The 25023-nt window shown below is 40.1% G+C and carries 22 protein-coding genes; 10 read left to right on the top strand and 12 right to left on the bottom strand.

The window, feature by feature from the left end; translation table 11 throughout:
• Positions 1 to 64: 64 nt before the first annotated feature.
• Positions 65 to 2638, top strand: coding sequence for an ATP-dependent chaperone ClpB (gene clpB, locus D5018_RS00735; protein ID WP_121837075.1), 2574 nt, complete (start codon positions 65 to 67; stop codon positions 2636 to 2638).
• Between the two features lie 357 nt (positions 2639 to 2995).
• Here clpB and D5018_RS00730 read toward each other — a convergent pair whose 3' ends face one another.
• On the bottom strand, positions 2996 to 3451 hold the full coding sequence (locus D5018_RS00730; protein ID WP_121837074.1) for a hypothetical protein: 456 nt from the start codon (positions 3449 to 3451) through the stop codon (positions 2996 to 2998).
• 274 nt (positions 3452 to 3725) lie between these two features.
• On the opposite strand from D5018_RS00730, the gene D5018_RS00725 reads away from it, so the two are divergent.
• The 3 genes from D5018_RS00725 (at position 3726) to D5018_RS00715 (ending at position 10398) form a co-directional block, all read left to right on the top strand.
• The gene (locus tag D5018_RS00725; protein WP_121837073.1) at positions 3726 to 4220 is read left to right on the top strand and encodes a GNAT family N-acetyltransferase; all 495 of its coding nucleotides are present in this window, start codon (positions 3726 to 3728) and stop codon (positions 4218 to 4220) included.
• A 228-nt stretch (positions 4221 to 4448) separates the two neighbouring features.
• Positions 4449 to 7268, top strand: coding sequence for a hypothetical protein (locus D5018_RS00720; protein WP_121837072.1), 2820 nt, complete (start codon positions 4449 to 4451; stop codon positions 7266 to 7268).
• Between the two features lie 397 nt (positions 7269 to 7665).
• Entirely contained in the window at positions 7666 to 10398 is a 2733-nt protein-coding gene (locus D5018_RS00715) for a TonB-dependent receptor plug domain-containing protein (protein WP_243637350.1), read from the top strand.
• Positions 10399 to 10480: 82 nt separating this feature from the next.
• Here the strand turns inward: D5018_RS00715 and D5018_RS00710 are convergent, their stop codons facing one another.
• The 5 genes from D5018_RS00710 to D5018_RS00690 all read right to left on the bottom strand — a co-directional run bounded on the left by D5018_RS00710 (position 10481) and on the right by D5018_RS00690 (position 13030).
• Entirely contained in the window at positions 10481 to 10909 is a 429-nt protein-coding gene (locus D5018_RS00710) for a hypothetical protein (protein WP_121837071.1), read from the bottom strand.
• A gap of 43 nt (positions 10910 to 10952) precedes the next feature.
• Positions 10953 to 11468 carry a hypothetical protein gene (locus D5018_RS00705; protein WP_121837070.1) on the bottom strand — a complete coding sequence of 172 codons (516 nt, stop codon included), beginning with the start codon at positions 11466 to 11468 and terminating at the stop codon, positions 10953 to 10955.
• A gap of 31 nt (positions 11469 to 11499) precedes the next feature.
• Positions 11500 to 11883, bottom strand: a complete 384-nt coding sequence (locus D5018_RS00700; protein WP_133309212.1) for a hypothetical protein — start codon at positions 11881 to 11883, stop codon at positions 11500 to 11502.
• A gap of 127 nt (positions 11884 to 12010) precedes the next feature.
• Complete coding sequence (locus tag D5018_RS00695) at positions 12011 to 12427, bottom strand: VOC family protein (RefSeq protein ID WP_121837068.1); 417 nt, start codon at positions 12425 to 12427, stop codon at positions 12011 to 12013.
• Positions 12428 to 12436: 9 nt separating this feature from the next.
• Entirely contained in the window at positions 12437 to 13030 is a 594-nt protein-coding gene (locus tag D5018_RS00690; RefSeq protein WP_121837067.1) for an NADPH-dependent FMN reductase, read from the bottom strand.
• A 145-nt stretch (positions 13031 to 13175) separates the two neighbouring features.
• Here D5018_RS00690 and D5018_RS00685 point away from each other — a divergent pair, with 145 nt between their 5' ends.
• Positions 13176 to 13793 carry a helix-turn-helix transcriptional regulator gene (locus D5018_RS00685; RefSeq protein WP_121837066.1) on the top strand — a complete coding sequence of 206 codons (618 nt, stop codon included), beginning with the start codon at positions 13176 to 13178 and terminating at the stop codon, positions 13791 to 13793.
• Positions 13783 to 14493: a pseudouridine synthase gene (locus tag D5018_RS00680; protein WP_121837065.1), complete on the top strand. Its 711-nt coding sequence runs from the start codon at positions 13783 to 13785 to the stop codon at positions 14491 to 14493. The genes D5018_RS00685 and D5018_RS00680 overlap by 11 nt, the downstream gene beginning before the upstream one ends.
• Before the next feature lie 261 nt (positions 14494 to 14754).
• Here the strand turns inward: D5018_RS00680 and D5018_RS00675 are convergent, their stop codons facing one another.
• Positions 14755 to 16002 (bottom strand): protein kinase family protein, encoded by a 1248-nt coding sequence (locus D5018_RS00675; RefSeq protein WP_121837064.1) that lies wholly within the window; start codon positions 16000 to 16002, stop codon positions 14755 to 14757.
• 112 nt (positions 16003 to 16114) lie between these two features.
• Between D5018_RS00675 and purT the strand changes: the two genes are divergently transcribed.
• Positions 16115 to 17290: a formate-dependent phosphoribosylglycinamide formyltransferase gene (gene purT / locus D5018_RS00670; protein WP_121837063.1), complete on the top strand. Its 1176-nt coding sequence runs from the start codon at positions 16115 to 16117 to the stop codon at positions 17288 to 17290.
• A gap of 63 nt (positions 17291 to 17353) precedes the next feature.
• Positions 17354 to 18487, top strand: coding sequence for a hypothetical protein (locus tag D5018_RS00665; protein WP_121837062.1), 1134 nt, complete (start codon positions 17354 to 17356; stop codon positions 18485 to 18487).
• A 314-nt stretch (positions 18488 to 18801) separates the two neighbouring features.
• Here D5018_RS00665 and D5018_RS00660 read toward each other — a convergent pair whose 3' ends face one another.
• Complete coding sequence (locus D5018_RS00660; RefSeq protein WP_121837061.1) at positions 18802 to 19227, bottom strand: hypothetical protein; 426 nt, start codon at positions 19225 to 19227, stop codon at positions 18802 to 18804.
• Between the two features lie 86 nt (positions 19228 to 19313).
• Here D5018_RS00660 and D5018_RS00655 point away from each other — a divergent pair, with 86 nt between their 5' ends.
• Entirely contained in the window at positions 19314 to 19655 is a 342-nt protein-coding gene (locus D5018_RS00655; RefSeq protein WP_121837060.1) for a DUF3634 family protein, read from the top strand.
• Here D5018_RS00655 and D5018_RS00650 read toward each other — a convergent pair.
• A complete protein-coding gene (locus D5018_RS00650; RefSeq protein ID WP_121837059.1) occupies positions 19652 to 20896 on the bottom strand; it encodes a hypothetical protein in 1245 nt (414 codons plus the stop codon). The two genes, D5018_RS00655 and D5018_RS00650, sit on opposite strands and share 4 nt — an antisense overlap.
• A 349-nt stretch (positions 20897 to 21245) precedes the next feature.
• On the opposite strand from D5018_RS00650, the gene D5018_RS00645 reads away from it, so the two are divergent.
• A complete protein-coding gene (locus D5018_RS00645) occupies positions 21246 to 21569 on the top strand; it encodes a hypothetical protein (protein WP_121837058.1) in 324 nt (107 codons plus the stop codon).
• Between the two features lie 49 nt (positions 21570 to 21618).
• Here D5018_RS00645 and phrB read toward each other — a convergent pair whose 3' ends face one another.
• The 3 genes from phrB to D5018_RS00630 are packed head-to-tail and all read right to left on the bottom strand — an operon-like array spanning position 21619 to position 24941.
• Entirely contained in the window at positions 21619 to 23052 is a 1434-nt protein-coding gene (gene phrB / locus D5018_RS00640; RefSeq protein ID WP_121837057.1) for a deoxyribodipyrimidine photo-lyase, read from the bottom strand.
• Positions 23042 to 23992 carry a YbgA family protein gene (locus D5018_RS00635; protein ID WP_121837056.1) on the bottom strand — a complete coding sequence of 317 codons (951 nt, stop codon included), beginning with the start codon at positions 23990 to 23992 and terminating at the stop codon, positions 23042 to 23044. Before D5018_RS00635 ends, phrB begins: the two co-directional genes overlap by 11 nt.
• A 19-nt stretch (positions 23993 to 24011) precedes the next feature.
• Positions 24012 to 24941 carry a polyprenyl-phosphate transporter gene (locus D5018_RS00630; protein WP_121837055.1) on the bottom strand — a complete coding sequence of 310 codons (930 nt, stop codon included), beginning with the start codon at positions 24939 to 24941 and terminating at the stop codon, positions 24012 to 24014.
• Between the last annotated feature and the right edge of the window lie 82 nt (positions 24942 to 25023).

Genomic DNA, 25023 nt, shown 5'->3' with positions numbered 1-25023 from the left:
TTGAAAAAACGCCAACAAGCCCCATCTTTTAAATCAAGTTAGTTTGATTTTAAGGAGAGGCAGTATGCGACTCGACAGAATGACCAATAAATTTCAACAGGCATTATCCGATGCTCAGTCGCTAGCATTGGGGCGCGATCACCAGTTCATTGAACCTGTTCATGTGATGACTGCCTTGATGAACCAAGAAGGTACATCCATTACTCCGCTTTTAAGCGAAGCGGGAGTCAATGTTAGAAGCTTGCGTTCTGCACTCAGCCAAGAGATAGATCGTTTACCTGTTGTTGAAGGCACTGGTGGTGATGTTCAATTGTCTCAATCCATGGGACGCTTACTGAACCTCTGTGATAAAACCGCACAAAAGCGCAATGATAAGTTTATCTCCAGCGAGTTATTTGTTTTAGCTGCATTAGATAGCAATGACAAGTTAACTTCATTGCTTAAAGATGCTGGGGCAACAAAAGAAAAAATCGAAAAAACCATAGAGGCCATTCGTGGCGGTCAAAATATGGATGATCCCAACGCAGAAGATAATCGCCAAGCATTGAAAAAGTATACGGTTGACCTTACTGAACGTGCAGAACAAGGCAAGTTAGATCCTGTGATTGGTCGTGATGAAGAAATCCGTCGCACCATTCAAGTATTGCAGCGTCGTAGTAAAAATAATCCTGTTTTGATCGGTGAGCCGGGCGTGGGGAAAACTGCGATTGTTGAAGGATTGGCTCAACGCATCGTAAACGGGGAAGTGCCTGAAGGCATTAAAAACAAGCGTGTACTTTCTTTAGATATGGGTGCGTTAATTGCTGGCGCTAAATACCGTGGTGAATTTGAAGAACGTTTAAAAGCGGTATTGAATGAATTAGCTCAGCAAGAAGGGCAAATCATCCTGTTTATTGATGAGTTGCACACCATGGTTGGCGCGGGTAAAACCGATGGCGCTATGGATGCAGGTAATATGCTCAAGCCTGCTTTAGCTCGCGGTGAACTCCATTGTGTAGGTGCTACGACATTAGACGAATATCGTCAGTATGTTGAGAAAGATGCAGCATTGGAACGTCGTTTCCAAAAAGTGCTTGTGGAAGAACCAAATGTGGAATCCACCATTGCCATTTTACGTGGTTTAAAAGAGCGTTATGAACTCCATCATCACGTTGAGATCACCGACCCAGCTATTGTGGCTGCGGCAACTATGTCACACCGTTATATGTCTGATCGAAAGCTTCCAGATAAAGCCATTGATTTAATTGATGAAGCAGCATCCTCGATCCGTCTACAAATGGATTCCAAGCCAGAGCCATTAGATAGATTAGAGCGTCGCGCTATTCAGTTAAAACTTGAAGAACAGGCATTATCAAAAGAGAAAGATGATGCCAGTGCTAAGCGTTTGAAAACGTTACGCGATGAATTAAACAAGGTCGAAAAAGAAGTGGCGGAGTTGACTGAAGTCTGGACGGCAGAAAAAGCAGCTCTGGCTGGCACTCAACATATTAAAGCCGATTTAGAGCAAGCTAGGCATGACTTGGAGGTAGCACGTCGTGCCAGTGATTTAGGTCGCATGTCGGAATTACAGTACGGCAAGATTCCTGAATTGGAAAAACAACTGGATTTAGCTTCACAAGCTGAAATGCAAGAAATGACCTTGCTTCGTAATAAGGTAACCGATGTTGAGATTGCAGAAGTGCTATCGAAGGCTACAGGTATTCCTGTTGCCAAGATGATGGAAGGCGAAAAAGAAAAATTGCTGCAAATGGAAGATGCCTTGCATGAGCGAGTGATTGGACAAAACGAAGCGGTAGATGCGGTAGCAAACTCAATCCGTCGAAGCCGAGCAGGCTTGTCAGATCCAAATCGCCCTATTGGTTCTTTCTTATTCTTAGGCCCTACAGGTGTTGGTAAAACTGAGCTGTGTAAATCGCTAGCGACGTTTCTTTTCGATACTGAATCGGCATTGGTTCGAATTGATATGTCGGAGTTTATGGAGAAACACTCTGTGGCTCGTTTGGTGGGAGCTCCTCCTGGATACGTGGGTTATGAAGAAGGTGGTTATTTAACTGAAGCGGTTCGACGTAAGCCTTATTCTGTCATTTTGCTAGATGAAGTAGAGAAAGCCCATCCTGATGTGTTTAATATTCTGTTGCAAGTATTAGATGATGGACGCTTAACAGATGGGCAAGGTCGTACCGTCGATTTTCGAAATACTGTGGTGATCATGACATCGAACTTAGGTTCAGACTTGATCCAAGAACACGCTTCGGATCTTAATTACCAAGAAATGAAGCAAGCGGTGATGGGCGTTGTATCTAACAACTTCCGTCCAGAGTTCTTAAATCGAATTGATGAAACCGTGGTGTTCCATAGCTTAGGGCAAGAGCACATTAAACACATCGCTGGAATTCAACTTGAAAACTTGCGTAGGCGTTTGGCGGACAAAGATTACAGTCTAGAGTTAGGCGAAGAAGCGTTAGAGCTTATCGCTCAAGCAGGCTTTGATCCTGTATATGGAGCAAGACCGTTGAAGAGAACTATACAAACTGAAATAGAGAATCCATTGGCTCAGCAAATTTTGCAAGGTAAATTGCTACCCGGAATGCCTATTAAAGTTAAACGAGTAGATAATGAATTAGCGTTTGAGCAGTAGTTTTTACTGTTTCGAAATACATAAAATGCCGCGATTATCGCGGCATTTTTATGTCCTCATAGAAGGAGTTTTTGAACTTTTAGGATTAAATTTTGTGCTATTTGAGCACTTATCTGTTCAAGGCGTGAGCAGTGAAGCTTAGCCATCTAAGTAAGCTGAACACAACACAGAACAGGAAGTGCTCAAAAGCATCGAAGACAGCGTAAATTGGTCACTTCTGCTACGTTATCGTTTGTTTATGTGGAAACGAAGTAACGACAGTTTTGTATGTCGGTAATAACCACACCGCACAAACTCTGCCTTGCATAAGATAGCCAATTTATCACTGCAAAAATAATCACGAAAGATCGACAGACCCTAATCCCAGTCGCTACACTTATTTAAAACACACTTAACGCCAACATAGTTTTTAGCATCACCGTTATAGAGCACTTTTCCCCCCAGCATACTGATGATTTCAACTTTCTCGGTATCATGTTTTTCAGTTTTATTAGACAGAGTGACTAATCCAAGTTGAGCGAGCTGAGTTGCACCAAGTTTTGTGTCTGGAAACTTCAAAACCAGTGGGAGAATTGATAAATTTCCGACGGGAATACAAGTTGCAGGGTTCCGCTTTAACTTACATACCAGTGATGGAATGGATCCCTGTGGCGTAAAATTACTCGAAGGAACTTTAGATGTACTGACAGTGAAATTTGAAAGGTTATTTGAGCTTTGCAAATTGCTAGTTGCGTGGCTTGCAGCCATGGCTGTACTACAGGTTAGGGTCAATGACGCGAATGCGAGTAGCTTAAGCTTATTAAAAGTACTCATTGTTTCTCCTTTAGTATAAAGAAAATGAGCTGGTATACGGTAAGACGTGTACCAAGAACGAGTAAATCTAATGGCTGTTAATTAAGGCTGTCAAAGAGAATCTTTGAATAAAAAAACTATAAGCTAGGTAAAAGTTGTTTGTTATTGATTTCCCAAGGAAATAGGTTTTATATTTGTTAACTATAGGATATAGCTAAGCTTGATAATGCAGCAAAGCATAAGAAATCTGATGTTTGGCTTTTTTGTTATAGAAATAAATGGAAGAAATCACTAAATGACAACAATTACCATCCGTCATAGCACCCCTGAAGACATCAATGCTATTGTTGCCTTGTATCAGCAACCAAGCATTTACGCTAATACACTTCAACTACCTCACCCATCTACCGAAAAATGGAAGTCTTTTTTTGACTCTTTACCTGAAAACTTTTACAGCTTAGTGGCAGAAATAGATGGCAAAATTGTTGGGCAATTAGGTATGGAAGTGTTTACCCGACCTAGACGTAAGCATGTGGCTAACTTAGGTATGGGAGTGTGCGAGTCTGCACGAGGTCAAGGTGTAGGCAAAGTTTTATTAAAAGAAGCACAGAGACTTGCTCATGATTGGTTGGCTGTATCACGTATTGAAATTGAGGTTTATACCGACAATCACTCAGCGATTGCATTATATAAGAGTTGTGGCTTTGAAATGGAAGGCACTGCTAAGAAGTATGCTTTCCGAGATGGTGAATATGTTGATGCGTATTATATGGCGTCGCTATCGAACTAGTTGTTCTTCTGCTTTTTCTTAAATTTAGAACGGCTGGTGATGTTAGTTAAGTCGCTGTTTTATTTTGGAAACAATCTAAGGTGTAATTTTTCTGTAGTATTTTTTAAATTTTTTAGAAATATAAAATAAACATTTTAGAAATATAAATGCAGTTCTATTGTCATTTTTGAGAGTTAAGTTTTTACCTGCCTAAAAACTTAACCCTAAATTCCGTCCTCGGAGATGACAATGGAACTGAAGAATCTTTTCAAATTGGCTGCTTTAACATCAGCATTAGCATTAGCTGGTTGTGGTGGCGATATCAATGTAAATACTGGTAGTGAAGGTAACAATGGCGGCGGTACTGTTACACCTCCCTCACCTGTAAAGTCTGATCAAGAAAAAGCATATGGTGGCTTTGCATCAAAAAGTACCACAATTGCGAAAGTAGACGGTAAAGAGGTATGGGTACTTAAAGGGACTCTAGCTCCTGCGACTGGTGCTTCAACTATTGGCAATAGCGGTGGTCAAGACGGTAAGCGTATCGTTTTAGGAAACGACGTAGTTTGGTTACTTGAAGGTGCGGTTGTTGCTGGTGGTGACAATGCAAATCAAATCGACTTAGAAGTTCAAGCAGGCACTAAGATCATAGGTGCAAGTGAATCTTATCTTGTTATTAGTCGTGGCTCAAAAATTAAGGCCGAAGGTACTGAAAGTGCCCCAATCGTTTTCACATCTGTAGCTAAAGGAATTGGTCAGCAAGGCACTGCAGGTCAGTGGGGTGGACTAGTATTACTTGGTAATGCTCCTGTCAACACTTGTCCTGACTTAAACGATTGTTCAGCTTCATTTGAAGTCGGTAACCATAATTATGGTGGTAACAAAGCTGACGATAACTCTGGTTCTCTTAAGTATGTTCGCGTTGAGTTTGGCGGTTTTAAAATCAATGATACTCAAGAAATGAATGGTATCTCTTTCGGCGCGGTTGGTAGTGGTACTAAAGTCAGTCATATACAAATTCATGAGAATAATGATGATGGTATCGAATTCTGGGGTGGTAGCGTTTCAGTTAAAAACGTTGTGCTTACTAATAACTTTGATGACTCTTTAGATTGGACCAATGGCTGGACGGGTGCTGCACAGCATGTATATATTCGCCAAAAAGACAATGGATCTAACCGTGGTATTGAAGCAGATAGCAACAGCGAAGCAGATGCAGATCCAATGTCTAATCCTGTGCTAGCTAACTTCACGATTGAAGTAGCTGAAGGTAAAAATTCAGGTGGTGATGATGCAGAAGGTATTCTATTTCGTAAAGGAACTGGTGTTAAAGCTTATAACCTTTTAGTAAAAGGTATGGCCGCTTCTGGTGAGTGTGTTGAAGTGAACGGTGACAGCACTGTTGCAAACGCACAATCAAACAAGCTGACGGTTAAGCATAGTATTATTGATTGCGCTGAGCCATTTAAGGACATTAAAGATGGTGAAAACGTAACGTTTGATGCTTCTGAATGGTTCATGGCTGCTGAAAACAAAAACCTGACAGTAGCTTCAGATCTCAATGGTTATCAACCAAACCCTTCCTCTCCAGCTCTTACGAATGGTAAAGCGGACTTAGCAACCGAAGATTCACGTTTAGATAATGCTGAATATGTTGGTGCGTTTGATGGAACGAACGATTGGACTAAAAACTGGACAACAGACATCCACGGCGACTCAGCTGAACAGCCTTTAGCTGAACTTCCTGTACTTAACTCTTGCCCAGCAGGTACAACTTCAGAAGCAGTAGCAGCTGGTCAGTATAAAGATTCTAAAGTTAATCTTGTTTGTGGTCTTTCTGGTAATCTGAAATCTAACGTTAAGTTACTTGCTGGTTCAAACGTACTTTATAAGCTAAAAGATGGTGCAGTGCTTGTTGGTGGCGATAACAAAGACTCAGCAACTCTAGGTATTCAAGCTGGTGTAAATATTTTTGGTGAAGAAGGCAGTTATATTGCCGTAAGCCGCGGCTCTAAAATCATGGCTACAGGTAGCAAAGAACGTCCAATCGTAATGACTTCAGAAGAAGATGTTATTGATGGTGCGACTCCTTCTCGTGGTCAGTGGGGTGGTTTAGTACTGCTTGGTAACGGTTTAACCAACAAGTGTTCTGACAAAGATAATTGTGACGCTTCGTTCGAAGTCGGTAATCACAGCTATGGTGGTAACAACAATGCTGATAACAGTGGTCAGTTAAGCTATGTCGTTGTTAAGTACGCGGGTTTCAAAGTAAACGATACTCAAGAAATGAACGGCATTTCATTTGCAGCTGTGGGTAGTGGGACTCAAGTTGACCACATTCAGGTTCACGCAAATGGTGATGATGGCGTTGAGTTCTGGGGCGGTGCAGTAAACCTTAAGTATGTTTACCTAACACACAACTTTGATGACAGCTTGGACTGGACAAATGGTTGGACGGGTAAAGTTCAGCATTTATACATCACTCATGAAGATGGTCAAGCTAACCGTGGTATCGAAGCCGATAGCCATAAAACGGCAGGAGCAACACCTATCTCTAACCCTACGCTTTCTAACGTAACTATCCTTCCTGGTGTAGACGTTAAAAATGCGAGTGGTGACGCTGGTGAAGGTATCATTCTGCGTGTAGCTACCAAAGGTTCTTTACACAATGTACTGATACAAGGCCGTAAAGGAACTACTGGTGAAACAGAATCTGGCGAATGTTTAGAGCTTGATGGTTCTTTCCCTGAGCTAGTAACTCATGCTAATGATAAATCTCTACAAATCACTCACTCTGTTATTGATTGTAATGAGCCATTCAAGTACAGCGATGATGACGATAATAGCAGTAATGACATCAATGTTGCAGATTGGTTCAATGAGCAAGATGGTAACAGCGCAACTGCAGTTACTCTGACTAACGGTAAGCCAGCTGCTGACGATGCGACTTTGATTGGTAAAGGTAAAGACCTAAGTGCAGACAGTTTCTTCGATAAGACCAACTACATTGGTGCTTTCGATGGACAGAAAGACTGGACTGAAGGTTGGACTTTCAACCCAGAGAAGTAATCCCACTCAACCGACGACCTAAGCGGTCGTCGGTTTCTTTAAAAAAAGCAATTTATTGAGAGTTGTTTTTTTTAAATAACCACCCTAGGGGCGTTCTCAATTAAAGACTTTTTGATTTGTTACAGCCTAAAATTCGCAAAATCAAGGCACGAAGAATGAAGTTTAGTGAACTAAACGAAAGATGAGTAACGAAGAGTTTGCGAATTTTAGCCGTAACCCGTAGGGCTGCGTTTATTTTGTGTTTAAACTGCGTTGTAAAATGTTTATGTAGAAACGAAGTAACGACAGTTGTGTATGTCGGTAGTAACTACACCGCACATTTTCCGCCTTGTTTAACCACAAAATTAACAGCAGCAAATCAAAAATCTAATTGGGACGCCCCCTAGGTACATAGTGAATGAAAACCGCAGCAGATGACGGTTTGAGACAGGACAGTCAAGAAATGAAGACCAAGCCAAATTTTTCCACAAGTAAACTCACCAAAGCCATTGCCCTTGCTATATCTGCGGCGGCTGCTTTTACTGTTTTACCTGCATTTTCAGCTGAAGAAGCTGAATCAACAACGGCTGATGAAAATGAGGTTATCGACAAAAACGATTTTCCGATTGAAGCCATACAAGTGATTGGTCGTTTAAGAAGTTCTGCTTCAGCTGCTATGGAAGAAAGACGAGAGTTGCCTACTGTTGCTGACTTGATGGGGGCAGAGCAAATCAGCCGCACTGGTGATAGCGATGCGGCAGCGGCTCTTCGCCGCGTAACGGGTTTGACTTTAAAAGACGGTAAATTTATTTACGTGCGTGGTTTAGGTGAGCGTTATTCATCGACTTCATTAAATGGTGCAGTGGTTCCATCGCCAGATCCAACTCGTAACGTTGTGCCGCTTGATATGTTCCCATCATCCATCATTGAGTCCTTGTCGGTCCAAAAGGCTGCCTCGGCTGATATGCCTGCTGCTTTTGGTGGTGGTCACGTTGATATTCGTACCAAATCGATCCCATCTGATTTCATGTTCAAGATGTCTGTAGGTAGTGAATATAATTCTAATGATTCAAACGACAGTTACACCTATCAAGGTGGCAGCGATGACAAATGGGGTAAAGATGACGGCTCTCGTGCAATGCCTCAAAGCATCACTAATACCATCAAGGCTTATGGTGGTATCAGTCCTATTGATATTATAACTGGCTCAAAAGGGACACTGAACTTCCAACAAGCTCAAAGCCTCAACCGTTCATTAGCGTTAGATTTAAACCGCAATATGGCGATTGAAACTAGAGACACACCAACACCCATAAATGCAAACTTAGCCATTGGTGATAAGTGGGACATCGGTGAAGAATCAGTATTCGGTGCACTTGCCGCTGTGGCTTATAAGCGTAAGTCTGAGAATTACACTAAGCGAGAAGTTGAGTTAGATGGCGGTAAAGATAATGTACAAATTGAAAACCAGAAGGACATAAAGGGCACAGAGTCTGTTGTACAGCTTTCCGGCATGTTCAACATGGGTTTCGAATTAAATGATGACCACAAAATAGAGACATTTACGACTTATCTTCGTGATACTTCAGATGATGTGTCGATTGGTATTGAAGAAACCATTGATACCATTAGCGAACCCAATGCACTTCAAGTCAACGAGATTGAATACGAAGAGCGTACTTTGATCAGCAACCAAATTCGCGGCGAACACTACTTAGTGGATTTGTGGGATATTCAAGCAAACTGGATGTACTCTGATTCACGCTCACGTCGCTATGCGCCAAATGAACTGTCATACACTTATAATGTTATTGAGCAAGATGATGGCACTTTTACCAACCCTATTTTAAACACCCAAGATGCGCCAAAGTACGTTTATAGTAATCTGGAAGATGATTCTAAAAACTATGGTTGGGATGCAACGTTACCGTTAGAGTTTGGCAGCACCATGGTAAAAGTTAGAGGTGGCTACCAATACTACGAACGTGTTCGTGACAGTAAAGCAACCCGTTTAGGTCTGGAAGTTCGTCTAACGCCGACATCTACTCATGGTTCAATTTTATCTGAGCGATTTGATCAAATTTTCTCAAACGAAAACATTGATACGAACCGTTTAAGCCTTGAGCTTCGAGATGCATCTACAAATACAGAAGATTATGTCGCCACTGAAAAGAATGATGCTTACTTCGGTAGTGTCGATATTGATTTTGACGATGTGTGGCGCATTTACGCGGGTATTCGTTATGAAGATTTCCGCCGTGTAACGTTACCATTAACACCAGAGGGCGAGATTTCTGATGAGAATGGCCGTTACGATATACTTGATTACATCATTAAAGATGACGGTATCTATCCATCGCTATCGGTAACTTGGAAAGATTCTGATATTACCCAGTGGCGTTTGGGGGTGAGTAAAACGGTTGTGCGCCCAGATTTGCGTGAGGTATCACCAGTTCGATTCCAAGATCCTGTTACTGGTTTTGACTTCTTCGGTAATCCAGAACTTAACAGTTCAGATATTGTAAACTTTGACCTTCGCTGGGAGTGGTACTCTGACGAAGGTAACAGCTTCAGCGTTGGCGGCTTCTACAAAGACTTAGAAGCACCAATCGAGCCAATTCAACGTATCTCTGAAGCGGGTCGTCAGTTGAAGTTCTATAACGCTGAATCAGGTTTGATTTACGGTATCGAAACTGAGTTTTTGCATGACCTTGAGTTCTTCGGCGGTATTGGTGAAAACTTCTTTGTTGCTGGTAATTTAACCCTAAGTGACTCAGAAATTGAAATTTTACCTAATGGTGAAATTGACCCAACCAACTTAAAACGTCGTATGACAGGGCACTCTAAGTGGGTGGCTAATTTACAGTTGAGCTTTGATTCACCTGATGAAGCTCACAGTGCGACCTTAGTTTATAACATCTTTGGTGAGCGCATTGCCTACGGCGGTCGTGGTGGCTTGGATGACGTTTATGAGCAGCCGTTCAGCAGCTTAGATTTTACTTATAGCTTTACACCTGATGAGTTTTGGTCTGTTAAGTTTAAAGCGAAAAATTTGCTAGGCTCTGAAACGGAATATGATCAGCAAGGTACTCAGGTTTATGCCAAGGATCCGGGAACGGGGTTATCTCTACAAGTGAGTTACACTTACTAAAATAAGGTAGATTGGTGCTCCATATAAAAGAGGCGTTGCCATTAGGTATCGCCTCTTTTATCTAGCAAAAATTTAATACTGACTAACCTTTCAACTGTGCTCTAATTTTTTCGTTGTCAGCTTGCATTTGACTCTCTAAAACAGACATCTTTTGTGCAATGTTTACTGCGTTTGCTAGAGCTTCATTGTAATGTTTTTTCATATCAGCAAACAACTTGGCTTGCTCAGGAGATAAATCGCCATCATCTATTTGAATTGCTTTAAATGCACCATCTAATGATTCAAGAACAGAAGCTGTATTATTAGCAACAGTATTCGCATCTTGGGAATGAAGGTTTTCATATAAGCCTTTCAGCGTTTTGAGTTCGTCGTTAATTTTATTAAACTTTTTTGCAATGTCTTGCCCAAACAGAGCTTTCATTTTAGCTTCGTCATATTTGGGCTTAGCTTCTTGCATTTGATCTATATTTTGACTGACACTTCCGCTCGTAATTGAATCAATAGGGCTCATTTTGACTTCCTTGTTGATGAGTAATTAGAAGATTATAGCTAGTTTACCTTAGTAGAGATTTTTTAATCGTTTGATTATTTTGGGCTAATGTAAATTCAACATCAGCCAGTTTTTTTAGGATATCAAGCTGCTGAATATAAGTGTTACGAAAATACCGCGATACATTATTTAGGACTGTTAATTTCTCTACTTCAAAAGCCTTTTGATCAATACCCTTCAGATCTTTAAGAGTTTTGGGATCATTTTTTGCGCTAGCGTAAACCTTTTGTTCTTCGGCTGAGGGCTTAAAATGAGCAGCAGATGCTTGCAATAGTGTTTGTTGAAGCTCTTTCATCACATTTTTGTTCAAGTCTAGGGCTTGTTCTCCCTCATCTGCTGGAAGTGTATCCAACATTTTTTTAAGCTCGTCGACTTGCTTATCTATCTGGGAGAATTTAGTAGCAAGTTCTTGACCTAATACTGCTTTAATTTCATCAGTATTAAGTTTTCCATGCCTTTCAGGAGCGGGATCTAATCCCATAGGTTGTTGACCGCCAGAAATTGAATCAATAGGGCTCATTTTGACTTCCTTGTATATGAATATGACTTGATTATAGTTGATTATTTACAAGTTCAGCGGTTATGCGTTTGATCTCTTTTACATCATCTTGTATTTCTTTTAGACCTTGTTTCACATCATGAAGTGTAACTTGCAAAGACTCTTCTCTTTTTCTATCGGCTTCATCGAGGGCTGTGGCAGCTGATGATTGAGCATTGATAAGAATTAAATTGCTGCTTTGAGTGAGGTCTTGCAGCATCTGCTTTAAGCTTGCAAGTTTTAGTTCCAGCTTTTTTTCATATGCCATAAAGTGATTCACCATCTTGGTAAATTGTTCTTTCAAATCAATTGCACTTTCAGATTCTGATACAGTTGAAGGGGTAGGCTGATCTGCTGAAAGCATACCCCTAGTTGAGTCTACGGATAGATCGCTCATAACCTTTTACCTCTTTGAGTGAAATATCCGTTTTCATTGCTAAATCTCTATCTATTAAGATTAGGACATTGATAATGAACCTACTATTGAATAAATATTAATATTTCATCATTTGGTCGAACCAATTTTAATAACGATTTCTCTCACTCGGCAGGTCAGTTAAATATTCAACAAATTCTACTTCAATTCCGTTTGGGTCAATAAAATATACGCTTTTATGGCTTGGATCTTCTGCTCCATTTATGGCAATTTGATATCCCGCTGATTCTAGTCGGATAATTAACGCATCAAGATTGGAAACAGTAAAAGCGATATGGGCTAAGCCTATTTGTGAAGTTTTCAAATCACGACCATCTTCTATTCCATGGTCACTAAATGCGAGGTAGTGATAATCATCGCCAAAGTGTAACCAATTGCTTGCCATACCATACCGGATATTTTCGCCACCACCTCTCACTTTCCAATGAGGAAATGCAGCTTGGTAAAAGGCTAATGTCTCATCTAAATCTCTAACAACTATATTTACGTGTTCTAATCGAATCATATTGTCTCCTTACATTCCAAACGAATAGTTTTCTTGATTAGGAAAAGGGTTGAGTAGAAGCTGCTCTCGCATAGGTGTTAGTGCTTGTGCATAGCAATGAAGCGTGTGCAAGCTGTAACCTATTCTTCCTCTAATTTGATGATCATGATTGCTATGTTCGTCTTCATTCAGCACGTCTTCCACGCTTCGCACAATTAAGTAATCAGGGAGCGGCAATAGTTTGTTATTTTTAGTGCCATCCAACTTTAATTCAGCGATAGGATACGCACCGCTAATGCCACTCGACACTGAGGTAAACACTACAGGTTTATGAGCTGTCGCTTTGTTTGGGAGCATCATCAAAAAGTTTTTCAATAGTGGGGAAGCCATACCATTCCACTCTGGAGTGATAAGAACAAGCGCGTCGGCTTGTTCGACCTCATGAACAAGTTCGTTCCAGTAAGGTCCACGATTTTCGCTAGCATCCCAAAAGGGCAGCTGTTTATCAGCTAATTCAGTGTGAGTTACTTGGGTAAATTTCCCTGCGTTATTTTTTATGTATTCACCTACTTTGGCGCTTTGTGAGTTTTTTCTATGGCTACCGCTAAAAATAGCTAGTTTCATAATTCATATCCCTTTTCTAAATTTTTCATCTTGATATTTAATAAAGTAAATTGTTTATTTAATGCTGTAAAGTAAAAATAAATAAAAGAGTTTATTTAATTGTGTTTTTATTTGATAATGGGGTTATTAGGACAAGGAAGCTGATATGAAAACTTCTCAAAAAATCCTCAATTTACTTAAGACCCAAGGCGCACTAACGGCAAAAGTGCTTGCTGAAGAACTATCACTTACGACAATGGGAGTAAGGCAGCACTTACTGTCTTTGGAAGAGTCAGATGACGTTACCACCTTTGATAAATCCGCGGGGCGGGGTCGTCCAACTCGATATTGGAAGCTGACAGATAAAAGCGTTGAGCGTTTTGAAGATCGCCATGAAGATTTATCTCTCCAATTAATCGATTCGATTAAAGTTGTGTTTGGAGATTCAGGTTTAGATAAATTGATTGATGAGCGTGAGGCTCGTAGTTTTGAAGTTTACCAACAAGCCATGTCTTTAGCAGTGGGGATTGAGCAAAAGTTGAATATTTTGGCTGATATTCGCAGCCAAGAAGGGTATATGGCTAGCATAGAGCAAGATAATGATGTGTGGTCGTTGTATGAAAACCATTGTCCAATTTGCGCAGCGGCGACTAAGTGCCAGAGTTTTTGCCGTTCAGAACTTCAGTTGTTTCAGCAATTGTTTGAAGCCTGTGCGACAGTGAGCCGAGAAGAACACATTGTTGAAGGCGCACGTCGATGTGCTTATAAATTTTATGCAAAGTAAGCGAGGACGATTAGATCGCTATTTAGCGAAGCAATTAATTCAGCCCAAAAAAGCGATTCGCCAATTATTGCTTCAAGGACGAGTTAAAGTAGATGACGCTATTTGTAAGGATATGGACAAACAAATAGATGAGTTTAGCCATATCCTAGTGGATGATAGAACTCTCCAATCGAACCAGCCTATATACATTATGCTGCATAAGCCTGTTGGCGTGGTGAGTGCAACTCAAGACCCTAACCACAAAACCGTATTAGATCTTATCAACCACCCTCAAAAACACGAACTGCATATTGTAGGACGTTTAGATTTAAATACTTCAGGTCTAGTTTTGCTTACCAACGATAGTCGTTGGTCATCTCAACTAATGCATCCCCAGCATAAAGTAACCAAGCGATATAAAGTTAGACTCGCCAACCCAATTCAACATGAATACATCGAAGGCTTTGCGAATGGCTTTCACTTCGAATATGAGGGAGTAACTACATTGCCTGCCAAGTTAGAAATCGTTGCTGAGCGAGAAGCCATAGTGTCGATACTAGAAGGAAAGTATCATCAAATTAAACGGATGTTTGGTCGCTACCGAAACCCTGTTGTTGAGTTGCATCGACTGTCCGTTGGTCTGTTAGAGCTTGATCCTGTGTTAAAGTGTGGAGAAAGTAGAATGCTGACTCAATCGGAAGTCTTTCTGGTTAGAAGTTAGGGCGTGTTGATCTTTCGTGATTATTTTTGCAGCGATAAATTGGTTATTTTATGCAAGGCAGAGTTTGTGAAGTGTGGTTGCCCCACATGAACAAACGATAACGCTGCAGAAATGACCAATTTACGCTGTCTTCGATGCTTTTGAGCACTTCCTGTTCTGTGTTGTGATCAGCTTACTTAGATGACTAAGCTTCACTGCTCACGTCTTGAACAGAAAAGTGCTCAAATAGCACAAAGTTTAATCCTGAAAGATTAACACGCCCTAATATGTCACTTGGCAGTTATCCCAATCCATTAATTCGAAGATAGACTTAGGTAAAGTGTGAACGCTAGGGTTTTTAATAAATTCAATTACAGCTGGACGGTATGGCTCTAAGATATTTTTATTAATCCAATTAGAGAAGCTAGAAGTGTTTCTTGAATTACACACACTAACTTGTGGTCTTACTCGCAGGAAATTTGGATCTAATTCGTGCCTTATAGAAAATGAACTGCACTCCATCATGGTTAGCAGTAACGCATAATTATCTGCATTAAAATAGGCTTGTTTTTCTCCTTCAACCAACTTTGTAAATAAATTATCAGTGAGTAAAGTCTCTGTGCCTAAATCCAGAGATAAAGGAGCCGCAGTGAGTGGTCGCATATCATCTAAGTCAATCAGTCTCACTTGCTCACCTACTCCTTTTTTAACGCAGTTTTCACTTTTGATATCCCCTAGAATAATATTGTTACTATGCTGCTGGGCAACAAATTCACAGACATTTTTAAAGACCGAAGGAGTTAATCGTCTGTATGATTTTAATAGAGATTCATGCAAGTCTTTGCCTCCATTTTCGCAAATAACCATGCTAGGAGATACGATTTGGCTTTTACAAACTGCGGGAGATTCTTCGGCTTTTTTAACTAATGCTTGTCGATTGCGATATACCTTTGCTACAAAATTATACTTTTCCTCCCGTGTTTTTAATGCAACAAGTTCCTTTGATAGAGCACACACTTCCTTAGATCTACCTGAAACAGAGTCTTTTATTGGCTTTTTGGGGACACAATATGATTCTTGAGTTGGATCTTCGGCAATATAATAATCAGAATGTTCAGATTTGAGGTGCCTAAACCCAAAACCGTTTACCGGAGATTCTGCGAGAGTTTTTTGTACAAGGCGATAGTTTTCTTTGACGCTCTGAGTGACTTTGGGGGCGATAGAACGAAGCCTTGAGCTATCACAAAAAGATGCAAAATCTCTGACATTTTGTCGGCGATAAATGTGTTTAAGTCGAGCGCATGTTGATATTTTAAAGGCATCACTGACACCTTGTCGAAATCGCTTATATGGTGAATTGGTAGGAAAGCTTCTAGTGACCCTTTCAGCATAGCCCTCTTCGGATAACTCGATTAGGTAAGTTTTGCTATCGTTTAATTTAAAATAAACATGTTGATTGTTTACAGGATCAACGGTAAGGGTTCCATATTCAATAAAAGGAAGATTTTCTAGTTGTTGAATTTGAGCCATAGAAGCCATACCCTTTTAAACTTATATCTGATGGCATCTTACCCAGATTGAGACTATTGTTCTATTTCACTGGGGAGGATTTAATACTCTGTTAATGTAAGTGAGGAGAGTTATGTTAGGTACCGCATTATCCAAGAGCGCATTGAGAGCATTGTTATTAGGTAGCGGCGAGCTGGGTAAGGAAATCGCAATCGAATTACAACGTTTAGGCATTGAAGTGATAGCAGTAGACAGATATGCCAATGCGCCAGCAATGCACGTTGCACACCATTCTCATGTAATTGATATGCTTGATGACTCAGCGTTACGGTCAGTGATAACTCAAGAACAGCCTCACATCATCATTCCTGAAATTGAAGCTATAAATACTCAGACCCTAATTGAGCTAGAAAAAGAAGGAGTGAGAGTCGCTCCTTCAGCTAAAGCTACTCAGTTAACCATGGATAGAGAAGGGATCCGTCGATTAGCGGCCCATCAATTAGGCGTACTAACGTCTCGATTTTTCTTTTGTAGCACTCGAAAAGAAATGGACAAAGCCATTGAGGCCATTGGTTTTCCTTGTATTGTTAAACCCTTGATGAGTTCATCGGGTAAAGGGCAAAGTGTTGTAAAGTCTGCAGCTGAAAATGAACAAGCATGGGAGCATGCTCAGGTAGATGCTAGAGGTTGCACTGGCCGTGTAATTGTTGAAAGCTTCGTTAACTTTGATTTTGAAATAACAATGCTAACCGTTAATGCCATTGATGGTATCCATTTTTGTGAACCTATTGGTCACCGACAGCAAGGTGGCGATTACCAAGAATCTTGGCAACCCCAAGCCATGTCAAAACATGCCTTAGAGCAAGCCCAAGAAGTGTCTCGAAAAGTGGTAAAAGCTTTAGGAGGATACGGTGTTTTTGGAGTAGAGCTATTTATAAAAGGTGATGAAGTATATTTCTCTGAAGTCTCACCACGCCCTCATGACACGGGGTTAGTTACATTGATAAGCCAAGATTTATCTCAATTTGCTTTACATGTTAGAGCCATTTTAGGGTTACCAATCAGTCAAATTAATCAGTTGGGGGCAAGTGCTTCAGCGGCTATCAACGCTGATGGTCACTCCGTTAATATTAAATTTAAGGGGATGCTGCAGGTTTTCTCCCATCCACAAGTACAGCTAAGGTTATTCGGAAAACCTGAAATCAATGGTCATCGCCGTCTAGGGGTTGCATTGGCCAAAGGTGAGGATATTGAATCAGCAGTGTTAAAAGCTAAGTCGGTCGTTAAAAGCATTGAGGTTGTGCTTTAGGTTATGCATTTCAAGTTGCAGAGACTAAGCTAAAGGTAAATTGGTTTAAATGGAATTTTCTCAATGAGTGGTATCTCTGTTGGTACACATGGAAATAATTTATTTCTAACGGATAAAGACACTAGTGTCGTAGCGGCTGAACGCGTAACAGCCAAAGCTCTAGCAAAAACTGACCGCTGGGTATCTTTTTCCATAAAAACACCTGACGGCAAAACTGTAAAAAAATTCCAATTGAAAGTGGTCAGTCAAAGTGGTGCACCAGCCGACAATCAGGTTGAAGTGCGGAGAAATAATTTTAGTGCTAAATTCCACCGTGCATTTTTATCTCTTTTTTCTCCGCATAAGTTATCAGAAGCAGATAAGCCTTTAGCTCATTTTTCACAAGATTTATTTTCTCGATATGCTTCAAGTCAAACAAAAATTGCACACAGTTCAGAGCGTTCTAAACCTGCAACTGAACACCTATTTGATGCTGAACAATTAGCACAGGCTTCAAAGCCATTTATGGATGATCACGGCCATCATGTAGTAATGTCTCCTTCGCAAATTATTGATAAGTTAAACGAACAAGCTCATTCTGATGAATCAATAGCCTTAGTTTTCGACTTAGATGAGACTTTATATACTGAGACGGATTATCATGGTAGTACTGATAAAAATACCAAAAGTTTAGACCCTAAACTTCCCCAAAAATTGAAGCTGTTCAAGGAAAAGTATCCAAATGCGAAATTGATAGCCATCACTCAAACGCCACATTCCAGTAAACCTTTGGCTGAAGCTAAATTAAAGAAATGTGGTTATGAATTTATTTTTGATGTATTGAACACTAAAGGTGATCCCAAATATAAAGATGGTGATGGTCGCTCACTGGGCGGGAAGGGAGAGCGTTTCTCAGCCATATTAGAGGAAGAAAAAACAAATTTTAATTGGTCTCCACAAAGGGTTATTTTCTTTGACGATGACGTACCTAACCTTAATAATTTAAAACAAGTGAGTGAAGAATTAGGGATGCAATACGAAGGGTATCACGTGCATACCTCTCAACATGTTTCTGCTCATAAGCATCAACAAATACCGAGCGCTGATGAAGATAGATTGTTAAATCGAGACGAACTTGCAAAGCTTGTAGTAACTGAAAAAACATTAACCGATAATTTAAAGCCAGCTCAGCGACATCGTTCACGAATGTTAAGGTGAGTCCTAGAGGGCGTTCCCAATTAAAGATTTTTTGATTTGTTACTGCCTAAAATTGGCGAAATCAAGGAACGAAGATTGAAGTTTAGTGAACTAAATGAAAGATGAGTAACGCAGAGTTTGCCAATTTTAGGCGTAACCCGGAGGGCTGCGTTTCTTTTTTGTTTAAACTGCGTTGTCAAAAGTTCGTGTAGATTACTACACTTCACATTTTCCGCCTTGTTTAACCTAAAAAATTAACAGCAGCCAATGTAATAACGACTGCTTTGTATGTCGGTCAATCAAAAATCTAATTGGGAACGTCCTCTAACCAATGACTAATGAAGCGAAGCAAGTGTTTTATTGATGGACTCTCTGGTTTTATCTATCGCGGTTATTACAGAGTCGGTGGCTTGTCGGCTATTTTCAACACTATTCCAGTTATTAGACCAAGTACTCATGAGCTTGTTGGACATTTGTTCTACTTCTTCTCCAGCGAGGGGGCTTAAGTCTCTTATTAAACCAACCTTTACCCAGCCCTTTCTAGGACTTCCATCTTTTGTGTTTTTGTCATAATGAAGCAGGTAAATCAGTTGTTCTAGCTCAGAAAGCTCCTTTAGTAGCTCAAAGCTTGCTGTTCGAATCGTGCTGTTTTGCTCGGTAACTTCAAGTCGCCATACGTTATATGAAAAACCAATCAAGGAAAGGATAATACTAAAAGCAATAAAGTAGCCTTGAAAGCGACGTCTTGATTTGTAATCCATAATGGTCCCTTAGATCATTCTCTGTTTCACATAATTAAAGTATCAATATAGTATAGAAAAAACATCAACTTTTTAGAGAGGAAAAAATGGATAATTTTTTGAAGGTTGTATTTATCGCAGTGCCTGCCGTATTTCTTATTTATTTTTTATTCTCAAATCGCCAAGGCCTTACCTTGTTTGAAATGCATTTTAAACAAGGAAAATTGGATCGCCATAAAGGTAAAATTCCACCAAAATTTGAGCGCGGTGCTCGTGATTTAGCAAAGAAAAACAAACTAACAGGACTTGTGAGAGCAGAAAAAAGAAATGGTGTTCGATTGCATATTTCAGCCACCATTAGTGACAATCATAGTCAGCAGCTACGGAACATTTTTCCTTTTGAACTTTATGACGAAAAAACGGTTGATAACAGCAAGCTTAGGGGTTAACTCGTTGGTTTACACTTTTCCCAATCCACTACATCAAACACTGAAACTGTTAATGGGTTTTCTGTAGGTTCAGCTATGAAGCCTTTCACTGCTTGGTGATATTCTGGTTTGATATTGGTTTTTATCCAAGGCAAGAATAGGTGTTCATTAGACCAGTTGTACAAACCTGTTCTTGGTGCGATTATTACTCCTTCTTTCGCAATAAGCGTTCTGATTTTTAGCGAGCTTGCTTCAAGAATGGTTTTTAACATGGCGTATTTATCAGCCTGTAGCACGAAATGTTTGTTTCTGGCTTCAATGCCTTGCACAAGACCTTTTGTGAGCATTGATGGTGTATACATATAGTGGACAGCCTGTAAGTCATCTAAATTAACCACCTCATCTAAATCAATAATTTTCACTTGGGCATGTAGGGATTTTGTGCAAAAATTTTCAGGTTTTATATCTCTTAGTGCGATTCCTCTCGAATGCATCTCAGCTAAAAACCAGCACACATCTTTAAATACGGCAGGATTAAACAGCCAAGAATAGTCGGTAATTAATGTTTTAACTTCATCGCCTGCGTATTCTGAAAGTAATAAATTAGGCTCAACCCAGCGTGCTCGGGAAATACAAGGGAATTCCTCAAAAAGCTCAGTAAGTAAACTTTGGTGTTTTTTACATTGTGACCAAGTCATTTGATTGGCAGGATCTATGGGGCGTAGGGCTATAAAATGTTCGTCAATGGCTGTCACTTTTTTATTAGAACCAAATTCACCATCTTCTATTGGGTTTTTTGGGGCTCTAAACGGTTTCTGCTTTTTAAACCTTTGGTCAAAGTAATATCTGCGAGTTTGGGTTTGTATAACAGCAAAACCAAATTCATTAACTGGAAGCTGCTTTTTTACCTCTAAAAATTTAAGGAATGCTCTGGCAATTGTTTTTCCTGCTTCTAGCTCGCCTTTTTTCCTTAATTTAATTTTGCTTTGAAGTGTATGTATATCTTGCTCCGATAACATTTGTTGTAATTGAGAGCGTGTAGATAAACACAAAAGATCTGCACCCCAGAGATTCAATTGCTCACAAAAATTGGTTGCTAAATAGCTTCTAATAACCTTTGTTGCATAGCCTTTAGAAGACAACTGGATTTTATAGGTTCTTCTATCATCAAGTTTAAATTCTGCTTCTGAGTCATCATCGTTAACTATAAAGTTTTGATGATTAACGATCACATACTCTTCAAATGTTCTAACAATTGCCATTAAATTTTTAGTTTGAATACAAGATGGAGACGTTTAAGTTTATTGTAATAGTGTTAGTTTGCTGAAAAATAAAAAGAAAGTTTAACTTTGAGTTTAAGAAAAATGACATTTTATGGTTGTTTCTTTATTAGATTCAATGTCGCCACGTTGTTTCGAATTTGCTAAATAAAGGTGAATGATGTTTAACTTGCGTTGATGCAAAGTAGTGATAAATTGGTTAAATAAACAAATTTTTTTAGAACACGTGGATATGTCAGAGGTAATTCATGGCTGCAATAACATCAACAATTGAACGTACTAGTTTGTTTGATGAAAGTGACTCTTTGTCTCTAGAGGTGACACCACAAGAATGGGAGGGACGGGACATTGTAGCGACTTACTTGACTCACACGCGTTAAACTTTAGATATCAAGATCAGGATGGCTATACAGGGAAAATCAAATACGATTTAACTGTTGCTGTAAACTGTCGCAGTCCAGAGTATCACTTTCATACTAAAGATGATGGTCCTTCATGGGCGAGTAAGTTAACAGTACAATTATCTGCTTCAATTAATGTTGCCGTGTCGTCAAATAAAACAGTTAGAGAAACGCTTGGTAGAGGCACGTTTCAAACTTCTAGAGAATGGGTTGATAAGCATATCATTACGAAGCATTCAGTTTTCAAACGCTAATGAGTACGTTAACCCCTTATGATAATTTTTAGACAAAGGTTTTTAACCATCAAGAGGTATTCTGCTTTTTCATTACACTCAACGTTGCCATAGCTCTTTCTCTAGCAGCCTTATGTTCAATAATGGAAAGGGGATATTGTTCAGATATCAAATACCCTTTTTCGGTAAAAGTGTTAGCTTGATGCAATTGTTTAGCGTTGACATCAGCTAACTCTGGCACAAAATCTTTAATAAACTTACCATCAGGATCAAACTTCTTGCTTTGTTCTATGGGATTAAAAATTCGAAAGTAAGGCTGGGCATCGCAGCCAGTACCAGCTGACCATTGCCAGCCACCATTATTGGCCGCTAAATCACCATCTATTAATTTTTGTCTGAAGTATTGCTCACCCCAACGCCAATCAATGAGCAAGTGTTTAGTTAAAAACGACGCTACTATCATTCTCAAGCGATTGTGCATCCATCCTGTTGTATTTAACTGACGCATGGCGGCATCGACAATCGGATAACCTGTTCGTCCATCACACCATTTTTGAAAATCAGTTGGATTATTTTGCCACTGAATATTATTGGCAAGAGCATTAAAGTTTTGATTGCGTGATAGCTTGGGAAAAGCCACCAATAAATGACGATAAAATTCACGCCAGATGAGTTCATTCAGCCACATTTCAGCCGGTGTTTTTTCAACAATGGCATTTGGAAATTCAGCCAGTAACGCGGCTAAGCATTGTCTTGGGCTGAGTATGCCAATTGCTAAATAGGGCGACAACTGGCTGGTGACGTGTAGCGCTGGATAATCTCGCTGCTCACCATAGTCGGCAAGGTTTTGTTTACAAAATTGACGCAAAAGTTGGTGAGCGGCTTTCTCTCCGGTGGGCCATTGTTGGCTGCTGGTTTTATCACAGTTTAGGGTAATGGGTTGAGCTTGAGTCGGGGCGGCAAAAGCCGTTAATTTGCCTAATGGTTCAACAGGCACACTTTGCATTATTTCACGCCAGCGATTTTTAAATGGCGTAAACACCTTATACATCATCCCGTGCTGGTTTTTTACAGACATCGGAGGCAGCAAGCAGTGCTCGTCGGTAAATGTGATTGGAAAGCCTGAGTCTAGTAAGGTTTGATCTCGTTGTCTTTCGTTCCATTCAGGCTCTAGCCCTGCAAATACTTGTTTGATATGACCATCTTGCTGCTGAGTAATAAGCCAGTCCATCTGAGCTTGGAAATCATTCACATTGAACATGGATAATGGAATACCAAGCTGTGCTAATGACTGGGACAGCTGGTTAAGTTGACGCTCAATAAAGTCCAATTGTATGGGGGCTTGATCATGTTGTTGCCACTGTGCTGGCGTAGCAAGATAAATCGCATGAAGCGGCAATTGGTGTTTATCTGCATACTCTTTAGCTTGTGTTAAAGCCTGATTATCGCTAATTCTAAGATCATTGCGAAACCAAAAGATAACTGAATTCGACTTAATATCCATATCTGAGTTTTAACGCCTCTGGGTGTGGGTTTAGATAAACCTGATCTTGAATATACTCTTTTGGAAATTCTCTAAGGTAATGATTGATAAGAGTGATTGGAACTAACAAAGGTGCAACCCCTTGATGGTATTTTGCGATGCTATCTGTCAGTTCTTGTTTTTGTTCTTTAGTTAAATCTTGCTTAAAGTAACCTTGAATATGTTGCAGAGTATTGGTGTGAGAGTTTCGAGTGGCTCGGTGCTTTAAGGCGGTCATAAAGCCTGTAAAATACTGCTCGGCTACTTCTTCTAAGTTAGATAAATCGGCCAATAAAGGCCCTAAGCTTTTATAGCTTTCACGATGATGAGCCATGATCAGATATTTGTATCGAGAATGAAACTGGATCAATTTGTGTTTGGTTAACCCTGAGTGCATCATGCATTGCCAGTCATGATAAGCATATACCCGAGTGAAGAAGTTTTCTTTCAAGTTGGGATCGTGTAAGCGACCTTCTTCTTCAACGGGTAATAATGGGTACATTTCCATTAAGGCTCTGGCATACACGCCAATACCTGTTTTGGTGGCATTGTTGGTTCCTTTTTTGTACTCCAATACTCGTTCCATTCCGCAGGTGGGAGATTTAGAGCAAAAAATGTAGCCACCAAGCTTATCCAGTTGTGATACTTTGTTATGGCTAAATTCATTCAATTCATGGGTGACATCTAAGCTACCATCGCCACTTTGTACCAAAATGACATCACCGTCTTTGATTAAGCGAATGGATTTTCTGGGCGCACCTAGCCCAATGGCCATTTCGGGACACACAGGGATGAATCGAAAAAACTGACTAAGTTCTTTTTTACAATAAGTGGAGTTTTTATGCCCCCCATCAAAACGAACCTTTTCACCCAATAAACATGAGCTGATGCCTATTTGAATTTTTTCAGCGTTAAATTGCATTGTGTGTCCCAACCATAAATTACTTTGTATCAGTATCGGAGCGACGGCCGATTTTTTCCAATCCCAACACCAGTACGATAGCACTTAACATACAGATCACGGCTAAAATCAATTGATGTGATTCACCTGTGGCATGTTGATAGGCAAAAGGTGATAGATTTTCTTGAATCAGAGGTACTTGCTCACCTTTTGAGTTCATGCGCCAGCTTTGGGTGATTTTCCAAGGCCAAATCTTCCCAAGCGTACCAAGCATGAGTCCAGTTAAAAAGGCGAGGGTGGCATCGTGCCAACGCGTCAATAACATGGATAAAAATCGACTAAAGCTTAAAAGCCCACAAACCGCACCTGCTGCAAATACGGCAAGAGTGGTGATATCAAAGCTTTTAGCGGCGCCTAAAACTGTTGAATATAGACCAAGTAAAAGTAATAAGAAGCTGCCTGAAATACCGGGTAAGATCATCGCACATATGGCAATCGAACCACCGATGAAAATGGTAAATAGGTTGATCTCTAAGCCAATGTGAGTGAGATGATTTAAGCCCCAAGCGATACCAACGCCCGCCACAAAACAAGCCAATCGCTGAATGGAAAAGCCATTAATTTGCTTAAGAACATGCACAGCAGAAATTAAAATCAGCCCAAAAAAGAAAGACCAAATGGGGATAGGGTGGGTGACTAACAACCAAGAGATCAGCTTAGCTAGGGTAAAGATGCTGGTTAGAATACCTGCAAATAATGAAACGAGAAAGCTACCGTTAATGTAGTCAAAAGTGGCTTTAACTCCATCACGCTTAATCATGCCAATAAGTGAGGGCTTAATTTTGGTGATGCTGCCAAGTAAGGTATCGAGAATACCGGTAATGAATGCGATGGTACCGCCAGAGACTCCAGGCACCACATCCGCTGCGCCCATTGCCACTCCCTTGAAGTAAGTCTTAAGTAAATTCAACTTCTGTTCCGTTTATAAATTATCAATGAAGGCATTATACCGAAACTTATTGCGCTGTCTTTGCTTGTCGTATAGGTTAAAC

Source organism: Parashewanella curva, from assembly GCF_003675895.1.
Lineage (GTDB): Bacteria > Pseudomonadota > Gammaproteobacteria > Enterobacterales > Shewanellaceae > Parashewanella > Parashewanella curva.
The sequence above is the reverse complement of the archived record's forward strand: the minus strand, read 5'-3'. Positions and strand labels throughout refer to the sequence as shown.

What these genes read in the sequence shown, in the direction of transcription:
- clpB (WP_121837075.1), top strand. Translation starts at nt 65, where the DNA reads ATGCGACTCGACAGAATGACCAATAAATTTCAACAGGCATTATCCGAT.
- D5018_RS00730 (WP_121837074.1), bottom strand. Translation starts at nt 3,451, where the DNA reads ATGAGTACTTTTAATAAGCTTAAGCTACTCGCATTCGCGTCATTGACC.
- D5018_RS00725 (WP_121837073.1), top strand. Translation starts at nt 3,726, where the DNA reads ATGACAACAATTACCATCCGTCATAGCACCCCTGAAGACATCAATGCT.
- D5018_RS00720 (WP_121837072.1), top strand. Translation starts at nt 4,449, where the DNA reads ATGGAACTGAAGAATCTTTTCAAATTGGCTGCTTTAACATCAGCATTA.
- D5018_RS00715 (WP_243637350.1), top strand. Translation starts at nt 7,666, where the DNA reads ATGAAAACCGCAGCAGATGACGGTTTGAGACAGGACAGTCAAGAAATG.
- D5018_RS00710 (WP_121837071.1), bottom strand. Translation starts at nt 10,909, where the DNA reads ATGAGCCCTATTGATTCAATTACGAGCGGAAGTGTCAGTCAAAATATA.
- D5018_RS00705 (WP_121837070.1), bottom strand. Translation starts at nt 11,468, where the DNA reads ATGAGCCCTATTGATTCAATTTCTGGCGGTCAACAACCTATGGGATTA.
- D5018_RS00700 (WP_133309212.1), bottom strand. Translation starts at nt 11,883, where the DNA reads ATGAGCGATCTATCCGTAGACTCAACTAGGGGTATGCTTTCAGCAGAT.
- D5018_RS00695 (WP_121837068.1), bottom strand. Translation starts at nt 12,427, where the DNA reads ATGATTCGATTAGAACACGTAAATATAGTTGTTAGAGATTTAGATGAG.
- D5018_RS00690 (WP_121837067.1), bottom strand. Translation starts at nt 13,030, where the DNA reads ATGAAACTAGCTATTTTTAGCGGTAGCCATAGAAAAAACTCACAAAGC.
- D5018_RS00685 (WP_121837066.1), top strand. Translation starts at nt 13,176, where the DNA reads ATGAAAACTTCTCAAAAAATCCTCAATTTACTTAAGACCCAAGGCGCA.
- D5018_RS00680 (WP_121837065.1), top strand. Translation starts at nt 13,783, where the DNA reads ATGCAAAGTAAGCGAGGACGATTAGATCGCTATTTAGCGAAGCAATTA.
- D5018_RS00675 (WP_121837064.1), bottom strand. Translation starts at nt 16,002, where the DNA reads ATGGCTCAAATTCAACAACTAGAAAATCTTCCTTTTATTGAATATGGA.
- purT (WP_121837063.1), top strand. Translation starts at nt 16,115, where the DNA reads ATGTTAGGTACCGCATTATCCAAGAGCGCATTGAGAGCATTGTTATTA.
- D5018_RS00665 (WP_121837062.1), top strand. Translation starts at nt 17,354, where the DNA reads ATGAGTGGTATCTCTGTTGGTACACATGGAAATAATTTATTTCTAACG.
- D5018_RS00660 (WP_121837061.1), bottom strand. Translation starts at nt 19,227, where the DNA reads ATGGATTACAAATCAAGACGTCGCTTTCAAGGCTACTTTATTGCTTTT.
- D5018_RS00655 (WP_121837060.1), top strand. Translation starts at nt 19,314, where the DNA reads ATGGATAATTTTTTGAAGGTTGTATTTATCGCAGTGCCTGCCGTATTT.
- D5018_RS00650 (WP_121837059.1), bottom strand. Translation starts at nt 20,896, where the DNA reads ATGGCAATTGTTAGAACATTTGAAGAGTATGTGATCGTTAATCATCAA.
- D5018_RS00645 (WP_121837058.1), top strand. Translation starts at nt 21,246, where the DNA reads ATGGGAGGGACGGGACATTGTAGCGACTTACTTGACTCACACGCGTTA.
- phrB (WP_121837057.1), bottom strand. Translation starts at nt 23,052, where the DNA reads ATGGATATTAAGTCGAATTCAGTTATCTTTTGGTTTCGCAATGATCTT.
- D5018_RS00635 (WP_121837056.1), bottom strand. Translation starts at nt 23,992, where the DNA reads ATGCAATTTAACGCTGAAAAAATTCAAATAGGCATCAGCTCATGTTTA.